This window comes from Ideonella sp. FW305-24, from assembly GCF_058788035.1.
This window is the reverse complement of record NZ_JBYTAI010000006.1, coordinates 59,966-75,605: the sequence shown is the minus strand read 5'-3', so window position 1 is coordinate 75,605 and position 15,640 is coordinate 59,966. Positions and strand designations below refer to the sequence as shown.

The 15,640-nt window shown below is 70.7% G+C and carries 16 protein-coding genes and 1 pseudogene; 5 read left to right on the top strand and 12 right to left on the bottom strand.

The genetic code is table 11. The features are described 5' to 3' along the window. Window positions 1-175 precede the first annotated feature (175 nt). From AC3WR5_RS17520 to AC3WR5_RS17480, 9 genes and pseudogenes are all read right to left on the bottom strand, one after another. Window positions 176-955 carry an amino acid ABC transporter ATP-binding protein gene (locus AC3WR5_RS17520; RefSeq protein ID WP_492485953.1) on the bottom strand — a complete coding sequence of 260 codons (780 nt, stop codon included), beginning with the start codon at window positions 953-955 and terminating at the stop codon, window positions 176-178. After that, complete coding sequence (locus AC3WR5_RS17515) at window positions 939-1,592, bottom strand: amino acid ABC transporter permease (protein WP_492485952.1); 654 nt, start codon at window positions 1,590-1,592, stop codon at window positions 939-941. The genes AC3WR5_RS17520 and AC3WR5_RS17515 overlap by 17 nt, the downstream gene beginning before the upstream one ends. A gap of 16 nt (window positions 1,593-1,608) precedes the next feature. After that, a complete protein-coding gene (locus tag AC3WR5_RS17510) occupies window positions 1,609-2,265 on the bottom strand; it encodes an amino acid ABC transporter permease (protein ID WP_492485951.1) in 657 nt (218 codons plus the stop codon). Window positions 2,266-2,319: 54 nt separating this feature from the next. Next, a complete protein-coding gene (locus AC3WR5_RS17505) occupies window positions 2,320-3,120 on the bottom strand; it encodes a transporter substrate-binding domain-containing protein (RefSeq protein ID WP_492485950.1) in 801 nt (266 codons plus the stop codon). After that, entirely contained in the window at window positions 3,117-3,902 is a 786-nt protein-coding gene (locus AC3WR5_RS17500; protein WP_231010627.1) for a GntR family transcriptional regulator, read from the bottom strand. Before AC3WR5_RS17500 ends, AC3WR5_RS17505 begins: the two co-directional genes overlap by 4 nt. Before the next feature lie 123 nt (window positions 3,903-4,025). Next, complete coding sequence (locus tag AC3WR5_RS17495) at window positions 4,026-6,134, bottom strand: hybrid sensor histidine kinase/response regulator (protein ID WP_492485949.1); 2,109 nt, start codon at window positions 6,132-6,134, stop codon at window positions 4,026-4,028. Between the two features lie 123 nt (window positions 6,135-6,257). Continuing rightward, window positions 6,258-6,488, bottom strand: a complete 231-nt coding sequence (locus AC3WR5_RS17490) for an ATP-binding protein (RefSeq protein WP_231010639.1) — start codon at window positions 6,486-6,488, stop codon at window positions 6,258-6,260. 47 nt (window positions 6,489-6,535) lie between these two features. Beyond that, complete coding sequence (locus AC3WR5_RS17485) at window positions 6,536-7,282, bottom strand: MFS transporter (protein WP_492485948.1); 747 nt, start codon at window positions 7,280-7,282, stop codon at window positions 6,536-6,538. A 205-nt stretch (window positions 7,283-7,487) separates the two neighbouring features. Continuing rightward, window positions 7,488-7,976, bottom strand: a pseudogene (locus tag AC3WR5_RS17480) (MFS transporter); the annotation flags it as partial. 223 nt (window positions 7,977-8,199) lie between these two features. Here AC3WR5_RS17480 and AC3WR5_RS17475 point away from each other — a divergent pair. After that, window positions 8,200-9,090, top strand: a complete 891-nt coding sequence (locus AC3WR5_RS17475; RefSeq protein WP_492485947.1) for a LysR family transcriptional regulator — start codon at window positions 8,200-8,202, stop codon at window positions 9,088-9,090. 6 nt (window positions 9,091-9,096) lie between these two features. Here the strand turns inward: AC3WR5_RS17475 and AC3WR5_RS17470 are convergent, their stop codons facing one another. Further along, window positions 9,097-9,924: an AraC family transcriptional regulator gene (locus AC3WR5_RS17470; RefSeq protein WP_492485946.1), complete on the bottom strand. Its 828-nt coding sequence runs from the start codon at window positions 9,922-9,924 to the stop codon at window positions 9,097-9,099. A gap of 78 nt (window positions 9,925-10,002) precedes the next feature. Here AC3WR5_RS17470 and AC3WR5_RS17465 point away from each other — a divergent pair, with 78 nt between their 5' ends. The 4 genes from AC3WR5_RS17465 to AC3WR5_RS17450 all read left to right on the top strand — a co-directional run bounded on the left by AC3WR5_RS17465 (window position 10,003) and on the right by AC3WR5_RS17450 (window position 13,307). After that, window positions 10,003-11,076, top strand: a complete 1,074-nt coding sequence (locus AC3WR5_RS17465) for a bile acid:sodium symporter family protein (RefSeq protein WP_492485945.1) — start codon at window positions 10,003-10,005, stop codon at window positions 11,074-11,076. A gap of 245 nt (window positions 11,077-11,321) precedes the next feature. Beyond that, on the top strand, window positions 11,322-12,011 hold the full coding sequence (locus AC3WR5_RS17460) for a DUF1294 domain-containing protein (protein ID WP_492485944.1): 690 nt from the start codon (window positions 11,322-11,324) through the stop codon (window positions 12,009-12,011). A gap of 55 nt (window positions 12,012-12,066) precedes the next feature. Continuing rightward, window positions 12,067-12,438: a VOC family protein gene (locus AC3WR5_RS17455; RefSeq protein WP_141292074.1), complete on the top strand. Its 372-nt coding sequence runs from the start codon at window positions 12,067-12,069 to the stop codon at window positions 12,436-12,438. Further along, window positions 12,435-13,307: an alpha/beta hydrolase gene (locus tag AC3WR5_RS17450; RefSeq protein ID WP_492485943.1), complete on the top strand. Its 873-nt coding sequence runs from the start codon at window positions 12,435-12,437 to the stop codon at window positions 13,305-13,307. The genes AC3WR5_RS17455 and AC3WR5_RS17450 overlap by 4 nt, the downstream gene beginning before the upstream one ends. Before the next feature lie 18 nt (window positions 13,308-13,325). Here AC3WR5_RS17450 and AC3WR5_RS17445 read toward each other — a convergent pair whose 3' ends face one another. Together AC3WR5_RS17445 and AC3WR5_RS17440 are read right to left on the bottom strand one after the other, a co-directional pair. After that, a complete protein-coding gene (locus tag AC3WR5_RS17445) occupies window positions 13,326-14,387 on the bottom strand; it encodes an alpha/beta hydrolase family protein (protein WP_492485942.1) in 1,062 nt (353 codons plus the stop codon). Window positions 14,388-14,514: 127 nt separating this feature from the next. Beyond that, window positions 14,515-15,615: a helix-turn-helix domain-containing protein gene (locus tag AC3WR5_RS17440; RefSeq protein WP_492485941.1), complete on the bottom strand. Its 1,101-nt coding sequence runs from the start codon at window positions 15,613-15,615 to the stop codon at window positions 14,515-14,517. Window positions 15,616-15,640 lie beyond the last annotated feature (25 nt).

Below are 15,640 nucleotides of genomic sequence, written 5' to 3'. Positions count from 1 at the left end.
GTCGAAGGGCCTGCGCGGCGCCAGGTTGGATGCCAATCAAAGAAGGCTTCGACAGGCTCAGCCCGAACGGGGAGAGGTGTCGTGTTTTCCGTTCACCCTGAGCTTGTCGAAGGGCCAGGGCTTCGACAAGCTCAGCCCGAACGGTGTAGATGCTCAGCCCGAACGGCAAATCGGTTCAATCGTGCAACGAAGACAGGAACTGCTGCAGTTCCGGCGTCTTCGGGCTGCCGAACAGCTCCGCCGGCGGGCCCATCTCGTGCACCCGGCCCTGGTGCATGAAGATCACGCGGTCGCTGACCTTGCGGGCGAAGCTCATTTCGTGCGTGACCATCAAGAGCGTCATGCCCTCGTCGGCCAGGCTCTCCACCACGCGCAGCACCTCGCCCACCAGTTCCGGGTCCAGCGCCGAGGTGATCTCGTCGCACAGCAGCACGGCCGGCTCCATCGCCAGCGCGCGGGCAATCGCCACGCGCTGTTGCTGGCCACCTGAGAGCTGCTCGGGCATCGCGTCGAACTTCTCGGCCAGGCCGACGCGGGTCAGCAGCTTCTTCGCCTGCGCCTCGGCGTCCGCGCCGCTGCGCTTTTTCACCAGCGTGGGCGCCAGCATCACGTTGCGGCCCACGCTGAGGTGCGGGAACAGGTTGAAGCCCTGGAAGATCATGCCCACGCGCTGGCGCAGCGCGCGCATGGCCATCGCGCTTTCGTGCAGCAGCGGCTTGCCGTCCACCGTCAGCGAGCCGTCCTGGAATTCCTCCAGGCCATTGATGCACCTCAAGAGCGTGCTCTTGCCCGAGCCGCTCTTGCCGATGATGCAGACCACCTCGCCGCGCAGCACGTCCAGGTCGATGCCCTTGAGCACCTCGTTCGTGCCGAAGGACTTGCGCAGCGCGGTGATGCGCACCACGGGCGCGCCCACGGCGGTCGTGGTTTCGGTTGGCTCAAGCACGGCTGACATTCGTCTTCCTTTCGAGGTTTTTCGCGAACAGGCTGATCGGGAAGCACAGCGCGAAATAGAACAGCGCCACGCAGGCAAACACGGTGAACGGGCGGAAGGTGACGTTGGCGATCATCGAGCCGGCCTTGGTCAGTTCCACGAAGCCGATCACCGAGGCCAGCGCCGTGCCCTTGATGACCTGCACCAGGAAACCGACGGTGGGCGCGGTGGCGATCTTCACGGCCTGCGGCAGGATCACGTGGCGCATCTGCTCGCCAAACGACAAGGCCAGGCTGGTCGACGCTTCCCACTGGCCCTTGGGAATGGACGCTACGCAGCCGCGCCAGATCTCCGTCAGGTAGGCGCTGGTGTAGAGCGTGAGCGCCAAGGCCGCAGCGGTCCAGGGCGACACGTCCAGCCCCAGCAGCCCGAGGCCGAAGTAGCCGAGGAAGAGCTGCATCAGCAGCGGCGTGCCCTGGAAGACCTGCACATAGCCGCCGATGCAGCGCTGCGCGACCTTGCCGCCGCGCAGCCGCAGCGCCAGCAGCGCCGCGCCGACCACGCTGCCGCCGACAAACGCGATCAGCGACAGCACCACGGTCCAGCGCACCGCCAGCAGCAGGTTGCGCACGATGTCCCAGGAAGTGAATTCGGTCATGGTGATGTCCTCGGTTTCACTTGCCGAACAGGAAGCGAGGACCTGCCCAGTTGAACAGCCGCCGCGCCAGGATGGCCAGCGCCAGGTAGGCCAGCGTGGCGATGATGTAGGCCTCGAAGGCGCGGAAGTTGCGACTCTGGATCAGGTTGGCCGCGTAGCTCAGCTCCTCGACCGAGATCTGCCCGCAGACGGCCGAGCCCAGCATCACGATGATGATCTGGCTCACCATCGCCGGCCAGACCTTCTTCAGCGCCGGCGGCAGCACCACGCGCCAGAAGACCTGGGCGGGGCTGAGCGCCAGGCTCACCGCAGCCTCCATCTGCCCGCGCGGCGTGGCCTGCAGCCCGGCGCGGATGATCTCGGTCGCATAGGCGCCCAGGTTCAGCACCATTGCGATCAGCGAGGCGGTGATGGGCGTCAGCATCACCCCCGCGGCCGGCAGGCCGAAGAAGATGAAGAACAGCTGCACGATGAAGGGCGTGTTGCGGATCAGCTCCACGTACACGCCCACGGCCCAGCGCAGCGGCGCCGGCCCCCAGGCGCGGGCCCACGCGCCGCCAATGCCCACCGCCATGCCGACGACGGTGGCGATGACGGTGAGGCCCAGCGTCCAGGCCAGGCCCTTGAGCAGCAGCGGCCATTCGGCCAGCACGGCCCAGAAGTCGAAGGTCATGCGAAAACTCCGGTGAAGGAACGCAGGGCCGGAAGGTGAGAAAGAAGTGCCTGTTTACAGAGGCAAGTCACCCGCGGTCTTGCCCAGCCACTTCTTGGACATGGCGTCCAGCGTGCCGTCCTTCTTCGCGGCGGCGATGATCTCGTTGACCTTGGCCTTCAGTGCGTCTTCACCCTTGGCGATGCCGACGAAGCACGGGCTGTCCTTGAGCAGCAGCTTGAACTCGGCGCCGGCCTGCGGGTTGCGGCGGATCATCTCGGCGGCCACGGCGCCGCTCATTGCGATGGTCTGCGTCTGGCCGGCGATGAAGGCGGCCATGGTGGCGTTGTTGTCCTCGAAGCGGCGGAAGTCCACGTTGGACGGCGCGACCTTGTTCAGCTCCTGGTCCTCCATCGCGCCGCGGGTCACGGCCACGGTCTTGCCCGAGAGGTCGGCGAAGGAGGTGAGCTTGAGCTTCTTCGGTGCAAACACGCCCTGGAAGAACGGCGCGTAGGCGGCGGTGAAGTCGATCACCTTCTCGCGCTCGGCGTTCTTGCCCAGCGTGGAGATCACCAGGTCGGCCTTCTTGGTCTGCAGGTAGGGGATGCGGTTGGCGCTGGTCACCGGCACCAGCTCGACCTTCACGCCCAGCTTGGTGGCGATCAGCCGTGCCATGTCCACGTCCAGGCCCTGCGGCGCCATGTCGGGGCCGACAAAGCCGTAGGGCGGGTAGTCGGTCGGGATCGCGACCTTCAGCGTCTTGGACTTCTGGATGTTCTCCAGCGCGCTCTGGGCCTGGGCGGCACCGGCGGCGGCCAGCAGGGTGGCGGCCGTCAGGGCGGTGGTGAACAGGCGTTTGGACAGCGAATGAGTCATAACAGGGCTCCGAGGTAAGGGGAGGGATCGTCGGTGGGGGTGTCGGTTGATGCGTTCGCTGCGGGCTTGGCCTTGCGACGGCGCGGGGCCGGGGCGGGCTGGGTCTGCTGCAGTGGGGCCAGGGCCTGGCGCAGCTGGGCCAGCGGGTCGTGTTCGTCGTCGCTGGCGCGCAAGGCGTCCTGCACGGTGCCGATGTGCGCGGCCATCAGGGTTTCGGCCTCGGCGGCGTCGCCGCGCGCCAGCGCCTCGACGATGCGCACATGGTCCTCGCAGGACTCGGCCGCGTCGTGCTGCGACTGGTAGAGCATCGCGATCAGCGTGGTGCGGGCGGTGAAGTCGCGCAGCGTGTCGGCCAGCAGCGAGTTGCCCAGGCATTCGGCCAGGCAGACGTGGAAGTCGCCCAGCAGGAAGCTGCGCGCACCGACGTCGTCGCCCTTCAGCGCGGCCTTCTCGCGCTGCACGTGGGCGCGCAGCTTGCGCAGCGCCGCGGCGTCCATGCGGCCGGTGCTGCTGCGGATCAGGCCGACCTCGATCACCCGCCGCGCCTCGAAGGCCTCACGTGCCTCGTCCTGCGAAGGCTCGATGACGTACCAGCCGCGCCGCGCGCTGACCGTCACGATGCCGCGTGCGGCCAGCCGCGTCAGCGCCTCGCGCACCACGGTGCGGCTGCAGTCGAACAGCAGGGCCAGCTGCTGCTCGCCCAGCCGCGAGCCGGGCGCCAGCTTCTGGGCCATCACCGCTTCGACGATGCGTGCACTGATTTCGGACGGGGAGATGGCCATGCCAGCCTTGTATGCACACCCCGTGCCAACTTGTATGCAAGCTTTGCGCACGGGTTTGGTGTGGCCGGCGCCACCTCGGCGTGCGCAGGCCCGGCGACGGTGCGCTGCGGCGGGCCGGGCGGATCAGGCAGCGCTGGGGGCAGTGCGCAGCGGGCGCAGCAGCCGAAGCACGTCGGCGGTGAAGCGCAGGAAGTCCAGCGGCTTGGTCCAGTAGTCCGTTGCGCCGCCCGCCAGCGCCGCGGCCACTTCGTCGGGCATGGCGCTGGCGGACAGCGCCACCACCGGCAGCTGGCAGGTCTCGGCGCTGCTGCGCAGCGTGTGCAGCAGTGCCAGGCCGTCCATGTCGGGCAGGTGCATGTCCAGCAGCACCAGGTCCGGCTGCAGCGTGCGTGCCATGGCCAGGCCGCTGGCACCGTCTTCGGCCTGCACCAGCCGCACCTGGGGCCAGCGGGCCAGCATCTGCTCGACGAGCTGGCCGTTGACCGGGTTGTCCTCGATGTAAAGCACCACGCCGGCTGGCTGGTGGGCGCTTGCGGGCTGCTCCGCAACCGCGTCTTCGACGCGGCCAGGCTCGGCTTCGGGGCCGGCGGCGGCGGCAGGCCGCCAGGGCAGCGTCAGGCAGGCGCGGGTGCCCACGCCGGCCTCGCTGTCCAGCGACAGCTGCCCCTGCATCAGCTGCACGAGCTGGCGCGTCAGGGCCAGGCCGATGCCGGCGCCTTCGATGCCGCCGCGCTCGCGGCCCAGGCGATTGAAAGGCTCGTAGAGGTGGGCCAGCTGGTCGCGCGTCATGCCCAGCCCGGTGTCGATGACCTCGACGATCACCTGGCCGTCCTCGGCCCTTGCGCTGAGCTGCACCGTGCCGGCGGGGCGGTTGTACTTGAAGGCATTGGACAGCAGGTTGATCAGCACCTGGCGCAGCCGGATCGGGTCGGCCTGCACCCACAGCGGGGCCTGGTCCTTGTACGGCGTGGCGATGCTCACGGCCAGCGTGCCGGCCTGCGGCGAGGTCATGCGCAGGGCGTCGTCGAGCAAGGGCTGCAGCGCCGTCGGCCGGGCGTCCACGCGCAAGTGGCCGGTCTCGATGCGGGAGACGTCCAGCACGTCGTTGATCAGCGCCAGCAAGTGCCAGCCGGCGTCACAGATGTGGGACACCTGCGTTTGCTGGCGCGGCGAGAGCTGCTCGGGCGCGTCGGCCTGCAGCAGCTGGGCGAAGCCGAGCACCGCGTGCAGCGGCGTGCGCAGCTCGTGGCTCATGCGCGAGAGGAATTCGGTCTTGGCGCGGCTGGCGGCCCTGGCCTGGTCGAGTGCGTCGCGTGCCTGCTCGGCCTCGCGCAGGGCGCTCAGGTCCAGGCTCATCGTGATGTGGCAGGGCTCGCCCATGAACTCGATGGCCTCGGCATTGATCAGTTCCGGCAGCACCGTTCCGGCGCGGTCCAGCGAGGTGGTGATCAGGTTGCGCACACGGCCCTGCTGGCGCATCTCTTCGTAGAAGCGCGCGCGGCCCTCGGCCACCACGCCAATGCCGAGCGAGGAAAAGGTGCGCCCCATCAGCTCTTCGCGCGTCACACCGTAGCGCTGGAAACAAGCCTCGTTGGCGTCCATCACCCGCCGGTCGATCATCGAGAGGATGGCGCCCGGCAGCGGTGCCAGGTGGAACAGCCGGCTGAAACGCTCGAAGCCTTCCTCGGCCTGGCGCAGCGCCGCCACCAGCGCGGCTTCGCGGTCGATGTGCTCCAGCGCAAACGCCACGCCGCCGACCATCTCGGTCAGCAGCTGCATCAAGGCCTCGGTGAAAAAACCGGTCTCGTCGGCCGACAGCATCAGCACGCCAATCACCTTGCCGCCGCGCTGAACCGGCACCCAGGCCATCGCCCGCACGCCATGGCGCAGTGCCAGCTCGCGCCATGCGGCGGCACGCGGGTCGTTGGCATAGTCATGGCTGACCAGCGGCAGGCCGTCGCGCATGGCCGCAACCGTGTACGACTGTTGCGCCGCCGGGGTGCTCATGTCCCAGGGCTGCGGCACATCGGCCAGGAATTCGTCGGCCGGGCCGGCCGAGGCGGCACGCACGGCATGGTGGCCTTCGCGCAGGTACAGGCAGGCCATCTGCGCATGGCCGGTGTCCACGCAGGCACGGCACATCTCGGTGAACAGCGTCTGCGCATCCCGCTCGCGCACCATCAGCTGGCTGATGCGAGACAGCGCAAGGTAGAAGCGGTACAGGCGTTCCATGCAGGCTCGAAGAGGCCCGGCCAAGGCTCGTGCCGGGCCGGGGCCGGGGCCGCGGCGCTGTGCCATCTTGCCCCAGCGGCGGGTGGGCCGCAATGCGGAAAGAGCGCCCCCCAGCCGTGCCGGTCAGCCCTTGGCGCTGGCCATGCGGATCGCATCAAACGGACAGCGCCGCTGGCAGATTGCGCAGCCGGTGCAGCCGGCTGCGTCGTGCAGCACCGCATGCTTCGGGCCGAAGCCGCGTGGGTCGGGTGTGTCCAGCCACAGCACCTTGGGCGGGCAGGCGGCAATGCAGCGGCCGCAGCCGGTGCAGGCGGTGGGGTCGATGGCGGGCAGGGGCGGGGCTGGGCGTGGCATGGGCGGCGGCATGGCCTCTTGCGTGGCCTCTTTGTACCGCGTTCGGCTCAGGGCAGTGAGGCGGGCCCGCGCAGCGGGCGGGCCTGGTCTGCGCGGCAGCCATGCCGCAGCGAGAGGAAGACGACCGCTGCCGTCAGCAGCGTGATGCTTGAGAGCCCCAGCAGCAGCCAGAAAAAGGCCTGCTCGTAGGCCCGGGCCAGCGCCTGGGCGGACAGGCCCGGCGCGAGCGCGGCGGCGGCCTGCAGCCGACCCCCGGCGAGCTGCTGGGCGACCGCAGCCATGGGTTCGCCTGCCGGCAACTGCATGCGGACCAGCCCGGCCAGCGCCGTGCCCACCAGCGCCAGCGCCACGCCTTCGCCGGCCACCCGCGTGGTGCTGAAGATGCCGGCCGCCATGCCGGCCCGCTCGCGCGGCACCACGCTGAGGGCCAGCCCGTCCATCAGGCCCCAGGGCAGGCTGATGCCGGTGCCGATCAACGCCATCGCGACCAGGGCCTGTGCGCCTGTCACATGCGCCAGCCAGAACAGCCCGCCGGCCGTGCCGAGCAGGCCGGCGCCGCACAGCGTGGCCGGCGCGAACCACCGCGTTAGGAGCCCGGCGGCGACGGGCAGCACCATCAGCGGAGCCGACAGCACGGCCATGCGCCAGCCGGCTACGGCGGGCGAGGTGCCTTCGATGCCGGCAAAGCGCGCCGGCAACAGCACCAGCAGCACCACGTAGGCATAGGCCGGCGCGGCGGCCAGGCACTGCACGCCGATGAAACGCCGGTAGCGCAGCAGCGACAGGTCCAGCATCGGCTGCGGGGCGCGGGGCGCGGAGCTCGGTGCGCACGAACGCGGCGAACAGCAGCGCCGCAGTGAGCAGCCCGAGGGCGACCGGCGCATTGGCCCAGCCCCGTGCGGCGGCCTGCAGCACGGCGCAGGTCAGCGCCGTGAGCGCCAGTGTGAAGCTGGTGGCACCGCGCCAGTCGAAGGCACCGGCCTGCGGCGTGCGCGACTCGCGCAAGGTGCCGGCACCCAGCCCGGCGGCCAGCGCGGCCATCGCGATCACCAGCGCGAAAATGGCACGCCAGCCGAAGGCCGTAGCCAGTTGGCCTGCCGCCACCGGGCCCAGCACCAGGCCCAGGCCGAAGCTGGTGCCCAGCCAGCTGAAGGCGCGGGTGTGCGCAGGCCCGTCGAAGGCCTGTGCCAGCAGCGCGGCGCCGCCAGCGAAGATCGCCGCGCTGGCCAGCCCCTGCAGCGCGCGCAGCAGATCGAAGCACCACAGCGACGGCGCTGCGGCCAGCGCAGCCGAACTGCCGACGAACAGTGCCAGCCCGGCGCGGAAGACCCGCCGCCGGCCGAGCCGGTCGGCCAGCGCACCGGCCGCCATCAGGCTGCTGCCGAAGGCCAGCATGAAGGCATTCGTGACCCAGGCCAGTGCGATGGGGCTGGCGGCAAAGCTGTCGGCAATGTCGCCAAGCGCCACGGCCGGGCCGGTGAACGTCATCGGCATGGCCGCGCAGGCCAGGCACACGGCGACCAGCGTGCGGGCCTGGCGGCGGGGCTCGGCGCGGGCGTCGGGATGAGCGGCGGTGCAAGCATGGGAGGGCGACATGGGAATGGGGTGAAACGAAGTTCAGGCTGGTTTCACGATAGAACTTCACGCCCAGCCGATAAACAGGCCGAAAATCCATTCATTCAGGAAAAATTGGCCGCAATCGGCTGCCCGCATGGACAAACTCACCGGCCTGATCGCCTTCGTCCGCACCGCCGATCTCGGCAGCTTCGTTGCCGCCGGCAGGGCGCTGGAGGTGTCCGCCTCGGCGGTCGGCAAGGCGGTGGTCCGGCTGGAGCAGGAGCTGGGCGTCCGGCTCCTGCAGCGCAGCACCCGTCGCGTGTCGCTGACCGAGGAGGGTCGGCTGTTCCACGAGCGCTGCCGCCGCATCCTGGACGACCTGGAAGACGCGCAGGCCATGCTGTCGGCCGCCATGCAGAAGCCGCGGGGCCGCCTGCGCGTCAGCGCACCGGTGGTCACCTACCACTTGCTGCTGCCCTTGTTGCCCGAGTTCCTGGCGCAGCATCCGGCGGTGGAGCTGGAGGTGGACTTCAACGACCGCTTGGTGGACCTGATCGATGACGGCGTGGACGTGGCGTTGCGCAGCGGCGTGCTGCCCGATTCGCGGCTGGTCAGCCGGCCGTTGCGGCCCTACCGCCCGCTGCTGTGCGCATCGCCGGCCTACCTGGCACAGCGCGGCATGCCAGGCAGCGTGCAGGCGCTGGCCGAGCACGACGGCATCCGTTTTCGCGAGCCGAACGCCGGCAAGCTGCAGGAGTGGACGCTGGGGGATGGCACGGCGGACGCTGGCGTGCATCTGCGCCGCACCCTGGTGTTCAACAACATGGAAGCGGTGCGCGGCGCGGCGCTGGGCGGCCTGGGCATTGGCCACATGCCGGACTTCCTGGTCCGCGAGCCGCTGGCGCGTGGCGCGCTGCTCACCGTGCTTGAACACGAGACGCCACCCGGCGGTCGCTTCCATGCCGTGTGGCCCAGCAGCCGCCACCTGTCGCCCAAGGTCCGTGCCTTCGTGGATTTCCTGGGTCAGCGGCTGGCGGGCGACTGAGCCGCTTCAGCGGGCCGCGAACATCTGCGCCGGCGTCACGCCGAATTCGGCGCTGAAGGCGGTGATGAAGGCCGAGGCCGAGGCGTAGCCGCTGTCCAGCGCCACGCCGGCCACCTTGTCGCCTGCGGCCAGCGGCGAGAGCGACAGCAGCAGGCGCAGCCGGCGGCGCCAGGCGCCGGGCGCAAGCCCGGTCTGCTGCTGGAACAGCCGCACCAGCGAGCGCTCGCTGATGCCGATCTCCTGCGCCCATCCGGCCCAGGTGCGCAGGTCGGCCGGCTGGGCCTGCAGCGCGGCGCACAGGCGCAAGAGGCGCTTGTCGGTCGGCAGCGGCAAGGCCATCACCGCCGGGCGGGCCTGGGCCAGCTGGTCCAGCAGCACCTGCACCAGCCGGCCCGCGGCGCCGGCTTCGTCGTACAGCTCGGGCAGCGCGCAGACCGCCAGGATCAGCTCGCGCAGCAGCGGGTCGATCTCCAGCACGCTGCAGTCGCCAGGCATCCAGCCTTGCGGGCTGGCGACGTACAGGCTGCGCATCTCGGCCGGGCCGGTGTTGACGACGGTGTGCGGCAGGCCGGCCGGCACCCACACCGCGCGCTCCGGCGGCGCGATGAAGTGGCCCGCCGCGGTGTGCACCTGCAGCACGCCCTGGCTGGCATATGAAAGCTGGCCCCAGGGGTGGCTGTGCTCGGCCGACCAGGCGCCGGCCGGCAGCGTCTCGACACGCGCCAGCACCGCGCGCGGCAGCCTGGGCAGGCGCGGCACGCTGCGCTCGGCCTGCGGGCGGCCGGTGGGCAGTGTGGCGGAGAAAGAGGGGGCAGTTTGGCGGTTCGGCGGCATGGCTTGGCGGAGGAGCGGCAGTTGCCCGCGCCTTTGGCGCTTAGCCTAACCGGTCTCGCAGACCGACTGTTCCACCGCATGACCGCTTCCCGCCCGCTTCCCCGCCGCCCTCGTTTCGCCGCCCAGCGCGGCAAGGTCGATGGCTTCATGCTCGGCATGCTGGCCGCCGTGCTGCTGGCTTCGGCCTGGCCGGACCTGGGCCGCAGCGGCGGGCTCGTGCATGCCGATCAACTGGGCAACATCGGCATCTTCGTGATCTTCTTCCTGCACGGCACCGGCCTGTCCAGCGAGAGCCTGCTGCATGGCGCCTCGCGCTGGCGGCTGCACCTGCTGGTGCAGCTCTGCACCTTTGCGCTGTTCCCGCTGTGGTGGCTGCTGCTGAAGACGCTGCTGGGCAGCATGGTGCCGCCCGAACTGGTGCTGGGCTTTTTCTACCTTGCGGTGCTGCCGTCCACCGTGTCCTCGTCGGTGGCGATGACCGCGCTGGCGCGGGGCAACGTCGCCGCGGCGGTGCTGAACGCCAGCCTGTCCACCTTGATCGGCGCGGTGCTCACGCCGCTGCTGGCCAGCCTGGTGTTCACCGGTGCCAACGGGCAGAGCATGGAGGTGGGCCACACGATGCTGAAGATCGCCCAGATGCTGCTGCTGCCGTTTGCGCTGGGCCAGATCGCGCGGCTGTTCGCCGCGGCCTTCTTCAAGAAGATCAAACCCATCACCACGCTGGTGGACCGCGGCGTGATCCTGCTCTTGGTCTGGTGCTCGTTCAGCGACTCGGTCGCCGATGGCCTGTGGCGCAACCACGGCTGGGGCCTGCTGGCGATGACGCTGGCCGGCGCTGCGCTGTTCCTGTTCCCCATGCTGTGGTTCACCCGGCGCGTGGCCCGGGCCATGGGCTTTCCGGTGGCCGACGAGATCGTCGCCGTCTTCTGCGGCTCGAAGAAGACGCTGGCTTCGGGCGTGCCCATGGCCCGGCTGCTGTTCGCCGGCAGCCCCACGCTGGGCATTGTCGTGCTGCCCATCATGGCCTACCACCAGCTGCAGCTCTTCGTCTGCTCGTGGCTGGCCCGGCGTTATGCGGCGCGGCCGCAGCCCAGCGAACTGCCCAGCGAGCTGGCCGCCGAGACCCGGCCCGGGGCGGCGCAGCCGGGCTGACCCGGCCCGGTGCCGCCACCGCCTCGCCGGGGAGGCGGCCAAACTCGGCGCTGCCGGGTGCGACATCCTCAAGCTTGAGGAGATGCGATGCGCTTCGCAGCAACAATCGGCCCGCAATCGCCTTGCAGGCCAGCGCGCCGCTGGCAGGATGGCGATGGGCGAGGCAACTCGCGGCCCCCGGTGGCCCGCAGCAGCTTGCTGCGCCCAGGCCAGTTTGTGCGGTTGTTGTTTGTCCGGAAGGTGCCGTGTCGCAGTTGGGTCACATCGAGCACTGGGAAACCGAGGGCGGCTACGGCTTCGTCCTGGCCGAGCAGACGCGCTATTTCTTCCACATCACCGACTTCGAGCCGGCCACGCCCGGTGCGGTGCCGGCCATCGGCCAGGCGGTGTGTTTCGAGCTCTCACACGACAGCGGCCCCGGACGGCGCGCAGTGCTGGTGCGGCCGGTGGCCGGTGCCACGTGGCGCTCGCCCTCGCGCCGTCCGCGCTGGGGTGACGCGCCGCCCACCGCTGCCGACGAAGTCAGCCGCGCCTGGTCCAACGCGCCGCCCGCCGGCCGCCGCGTCAGGCCGCATGCAGGGCGCGCCGCGCCGGCCAGCATGCTGCTGCTGGCGTTCACCGTGGTCTGGCTGCTGCTGCTGGCCCGCGGCATTTCCCAGGGCCGGCTGCCCGGCGCCACCTGGCCGGCGCTGGCCGCGCTGAACCTGCTGACCTTCCTGGTCTACGCCTGGGACAAGCAGGCCGCGCGCAAGGGCCGCTGGCGCATCCCGGAGAAGCTGCTGCACACGCTGGCCTTGCTGGGCGGCTGGCCTGCCGGCTGGGCGGCCCGCCTGCTGCTGCACCACAAGACGCTGAAGCCCGGTTTCCGCGAAGCCTACTGGGGCACGGTGCTGCTGCATTGCGGCACGGTTGCCGTGATGGTCTTGCACGGCTGAAGCGCCGCTGCGACCATCGGGCTGCCCCGGCGTTCGGTGGCGAAGGAGTGTTGCGATGCAGCTCGGTGCGTTTTCGATCAGCCTGGCCGTCAAGGACCTGGTGGCCTCGCGGGCCTTTTACGAAGCCCTGGGCTTTCGCGAGTTCGGCGGCAACGCCGGCCAGGGCTGGCTGATCCTGAAGAACGGCGAGCACCTCGTCGGCCTGTTCCAGGGCATGTTCGAGAAGAACATGCTGACTTTCAACCCCGGCTGGGACCAGCACGCCAAGCCGCTGGCCGAGTTCACAGATGTGCGCGAACTGCAGCGCCAGCTGAAGGCCCAAGGCATCACGCTGGCCACCGAGGCCGACGAAACCACCGTCGGCCCGGCCAGCTTTGTCGCCATCGACCCGGACGGCAATCCGGTGCTGGTGGACCAGCACCGATGAAACTGCGCCGCCTGATCCTCAGCCTGGCGACCAGCGTGGTGCTGGTGACGCTGACCTGCCTGGGCGCCGGCGAGGCCTTGAGCCGTCCCGCTTCGCGACTGATCGGCGAGGCACCACCGGACCTGCAGGCGCGGGCTGTGACCTTGCCGCTGGCCGGTGGTGGGCAGGTGGTGGGCTGGGCGGTGCAGGGGCAGCCCGGACACGGGACGCTGCTGCTGCTGCACGGCGTGCGTTCGGACCGGCGGCAGATGATGGAGCGGGCGCGGCTGTTGCGCCGCGAAGGCTATTCGACGCTGCTGATCGACCTGCCGGCGCATGGCGAGAGCAGCGGTGAGCGCATCTCGTTTGGCCTGCGTGAGGCCGAAGGCGTGAAAGCCGCGCTGGCCTGGTTGCGGCGCGCGCGGCCGGGCGAGCCGGTGGGCGTGATCGGTGTGTCATTGGGCGCGGCCTCGCTGGTGCTGGCCCATGCCGAGCCCGCGCCCGACGCGGTGGTGCTGGAGTCCATGTACCCGACGATTGCCGATGCGGTGACCGACCGGCTGGCGCGCCAGCTCGGCGCCACCTCGGCCCAGGCGTTGGCGCCGATGCTGCTGTGGCAGTTGCCGCTGCGGCTGGGCATCAGCGCCGACGAGCTGCGCCCGGTCGAGGCCATTCGTTCGCTGCACTCGCCGGTGTTGATCGCCGCGGGCACGCAGGACCTGCACACCACGCTGGCCGAGAGCCGCCGCATCTTCGACGCCGCGCCCGAACCGAAGCGCTTCTGGCCGGTCGAAGGCGCAGCGCATGTGGACCTCTACGTCCACGCGCCCAAGGCCTACGAGGCCCAGCTGCTGCCCTTCCTGGCGCAGTACATGGCGCCGCGCAGCTGAACCCAGGCTTGTCCGCTGTCATTTCAGCAACCATTGCTGGAACCAGCCGACGATCTGCTGGTCGACCGCGCGCATCTGCCCGCGGTCGAAGCCCGGCGGGTCGTTCAGGAGCGAGCCTTCCAGGCCGGTGAGCCCAGGCGGCAATGGCGAGAGCAGCGAGCCGTGGCCGGCGCCGGGCGGGTTGGCCAGGTGCACGCAGGCACCGGCACAGGCCTGCAGCACGCGGTCGCTGTGGAAGCGCGGATGCAGCCATTGGTCGCCCGGCGCGGTGACCAGCGCCAGCGGCACCACCGGGTGCACCAGCGTGGCCATGTCGAAATCTGCCGCAGCCGGCACGCCTGCGACGATGGCGGCGATGCGCGGATCGGTGTGGCCGTACCAGGCGGTGTCGCTGCCGAAGTACCGGCGCAGCACGGCCTGGGCCACCCAGCGCTTCAGGCCGTCCAGCCAGTTGCCCTGCAGCGTGGTGATCAGGCCGACGCAGGACTGGAAGTCCTGGTCCAGGTGGGCGGCGCACTGGCGCTGGAACTCGGCCGGTGACCAGCGGCCGCCGGCCAGCGTGAGCGCGGTGTGGCCGCCGGCGGACATGCCATAGACGCCGACCCGGTCCAGCTGCAGCAGCGGCCCGAAGCGCGCATCGGCGGCCACCGCGTCGATCGCGCGGGACACTTCTTCCGGCCGCCGCTTCCAGCTCTCGGGCCCGGCGTCGCTGGTGTCGCCGTAGTGGTCGCCCCGGTGTTCGGGCAGGGCCACGACGAAGCCCGCCTGCACCAGCGCCCGCGCAAGGTCCGAATGCACCACCGGCGAGCCGCCGGAGCCGTGCGAGATCACCACCAGCCGGCCGTTGCCGGGCTGCGGCGGCGCGTCCGGCGCCAGCGCCAGCGTGAACGCGCCCAGCTGGAGCGGCCGCTCCGGCGCGGCACTCGGGTAGTAGAGCGTGACCGGCCCGTCTTCTCCTCGCGGCGGCAACTCAGTCATGCCGACGGCCGCGTGGGCCCCGCAGGCGGCCAGCAGGCCGAACACCAGGGCACCGGCGGCCTTGTGCCAGCCGGACTTTTTCTTCGCAAGGTCAATGTGCATCGTGAACCCTTTTCGGCGGCCCCCAGGCCACCAGGGCTTGCACGATGCGGTGTTCGGTTGCGGGCGTCTCGCCGCGAGTTGGAATGCCCATCCGGCGGCAGCTTTCGGCTGGCCGGAAGCTGCGATTTCAGGTTTCGGCCAGTCGCTGGCGGCGGAATTCGCTGGGCGTGAGGCCTTGTGCCGCCTTGAAGGCCCGATTGAACGGGCCGATGGACTGGAAACCCGCGGCCATTGCGATGTGCAGCACCGACTGCTCGCGGCAGGCCGGGTCGGCCAGCGCCTGGCTGGCCGCCTGCAACCGCCAGCTGTTGACGAAGGCCGTGAAGTGCCTGTGGCCGAGCTGGCCGTGGATGGCGCGGCGCAACCGGTATTCGGGCACCGCCAGGCGTGCGGCCAGCGCCGCGATGGTCAGGCCTTCGTCGAGGTAGAGCGCCTCGTCGCGCATCAGTTGTTGCAGCCGCTCGGCCAGTTGCAGGTCGGCTGCGTCGGCTTGCGGGGAAGGCTCGGCGGCCAGCGGCGCATCAACCGGCGCCGCCGCGGGTGCTTCGGCCACCACCGGGAGCGCTGCGGCCAGGCCAGCACCGCCGCGCAGCATCAGGCCGATCAGCAGCGCCAGGCCCGCGAGGTCGACCAGCGCCGCGGCAGTCGAGAGCCGGCCGCCGTCGCCAGCCAGCCGCAGCGCCAGCTGGGCGGCGGTGTACAGCACGCCGCCGGCCACCACCAGCAGGCGCAGGCGCCGGCGCGGCTCGACCAGGTCGCCCCGCCAGTGGGCCAGCGTGGCCTGCAGCGCTGCCAGTGCAAAACCCAGCGGCATCAGGCGCAGGACGACATGGGCCACCTGCTCTGTGGCGCTGGCACCCGGCCGGGCCAGCCAGCTGCAGTTCAGCGCCGCGAGCAGCACGACGGCCAGCCAGGCCAGCAGGTGCCGCGGCCCGAGTCGCGCGTCATCATCGAACAGCGCCTGCGCAAAGGCCCAGAACAGCACGCTGTTGGCCGTGGCCACCGCGATGCAGGGCACTTGCCACAGCAGCGGCACCCTGGCCTCGAAGCTGGGCGCGGAGCTGACGAGCTGCACCACCAGCCCAGCCGCGAGCCAGCCGCCGGTGGTGGCCAGCGCACTGCCGCGGCGGGCTCGCCACAGGCGGCCGGCCAGCACGGCCAGCAGCGCGATCAAGCCGCCGCGCCAGGCGGCGTCCAGCAAGGCGGCGAGCAGGTCGGCGTCGGACATCAAAGGAAGTGCAGCCCGGCCCGGG

Excerpts from the sequence above, each read along its gene's own strand:
- AC3WR5_RS17520 (WP_492485953.1), bottom strand. The coding sequence starts at position 955 with ATGTCAGCCGTGCTTGAGCCAACCGAAACCACGACCGCCGTGGGCGCG.
- AC3WR5_RS17515 (WP_492485952.1), bottom strand. The coding sequence starts at position 1,592 with ATGACCGAATTCACTTCCTGGGACATCGTGCGCAACCTGCTGCTGGCG.
- AC3WR5_RS17510 (WP_492485951.1), bottom strand. The coding sequence starts at position 2,265 with ATGACCTTCGACTTCTGGGCCGTGCTGGCCGAATGGCCGCTGCTGCTC.
- AC3WR5_RS17505 (WP_492485950.1), bottom strand. The coding sequence starts at position 3,120 with ATGACTCATTCGCTGTCCAAACGCCTGTTCACCACCGCCCTGACGGCC.
- AC3WR5_RS17500 (WP_231010627.1), bottom strand. The coding sequence starts at position 3,902 with ATGGCCATCTCCCCGTCCGAAATCAGTGCACGCATCGTCGAAGCGGTG.
- AC3WR5_RS17495 (WP_492485949.1), bottom strand. The coding sequence starts at position 6,134 with ATGGAACGCCTGTACCGCTTCTACCTTGCGCTGTCTCGCATCAGCCAG.
- AC3WR5_RS17490 (WP_231010639.1), bottom strand. The coding sequence starts at position 6,488 with ATGCCACGCCCAGCCCCGCCCCTGCCCGCCATCGACCCCACCGCCTGC.
- AC3WR5_RS17485 (WP_492485948.1), bottom strand. The coding sequence starts at position 7,282 with ATGCTGGACCTGTCGCTGCTGCGCTACCGGCGTTTCATCGGCGTGCAG.
- AC3WR5_RS17475 (WP_492485947.1), top strand. The coding sequence starts at position 8,200 with ATGGACAAACTCACCGGCCTGATCGCCTTCGTCCGCACCGCCGATCTC.
- AC3WR5_RS17470 (WP_492485946.1), bottom strand. The coding sequence starts at position 9,924 with ATGCCGCCGAACCGCCAAACTGCCCCCTCTTTCTCCGCCACACTGCCC.
- AC3WR5_RS17465 (WP_492485945.1), top strand. The coding sequence starts at position 10,003 with ATGACCGCTTCCCGCCCGCTTCCCCGCCGCCCTCGTTTCGCCGCCCAG.
- AC3WR5_RS17455 (WP_141292074.1), top strand. The coding sequence starts at position 12,067 with ATGCAGCTCGGTGCGTTTTCGATCAGCCTGGCCGTCAAGGACCTGGTG.
- AC3WR5_RS17450 (WP_492485943.1), top strand. The coding sequence starts at position 12,435 with ATGAAACTGCGCCGCCTGATCCTCAGCCTGGCGACCAGCGTGGTGCTG.
- AC3WR5_RS17445 (WP_492485942.1), bottom strand. The coding sequence starts at position 14,387 with ATGCACATTGACCTTGCGAAGAAAAAGTCCGGCTGGCACAAGGCCGCC.
- AC3WR5_RS17440 (WP_492485941.1), bottom strand. The coding sequence starts at position 15,615 with ATGTCCGACGCCGACCTGCTCGCCGCCTTGCTGGACGCCGCCTGGCGC.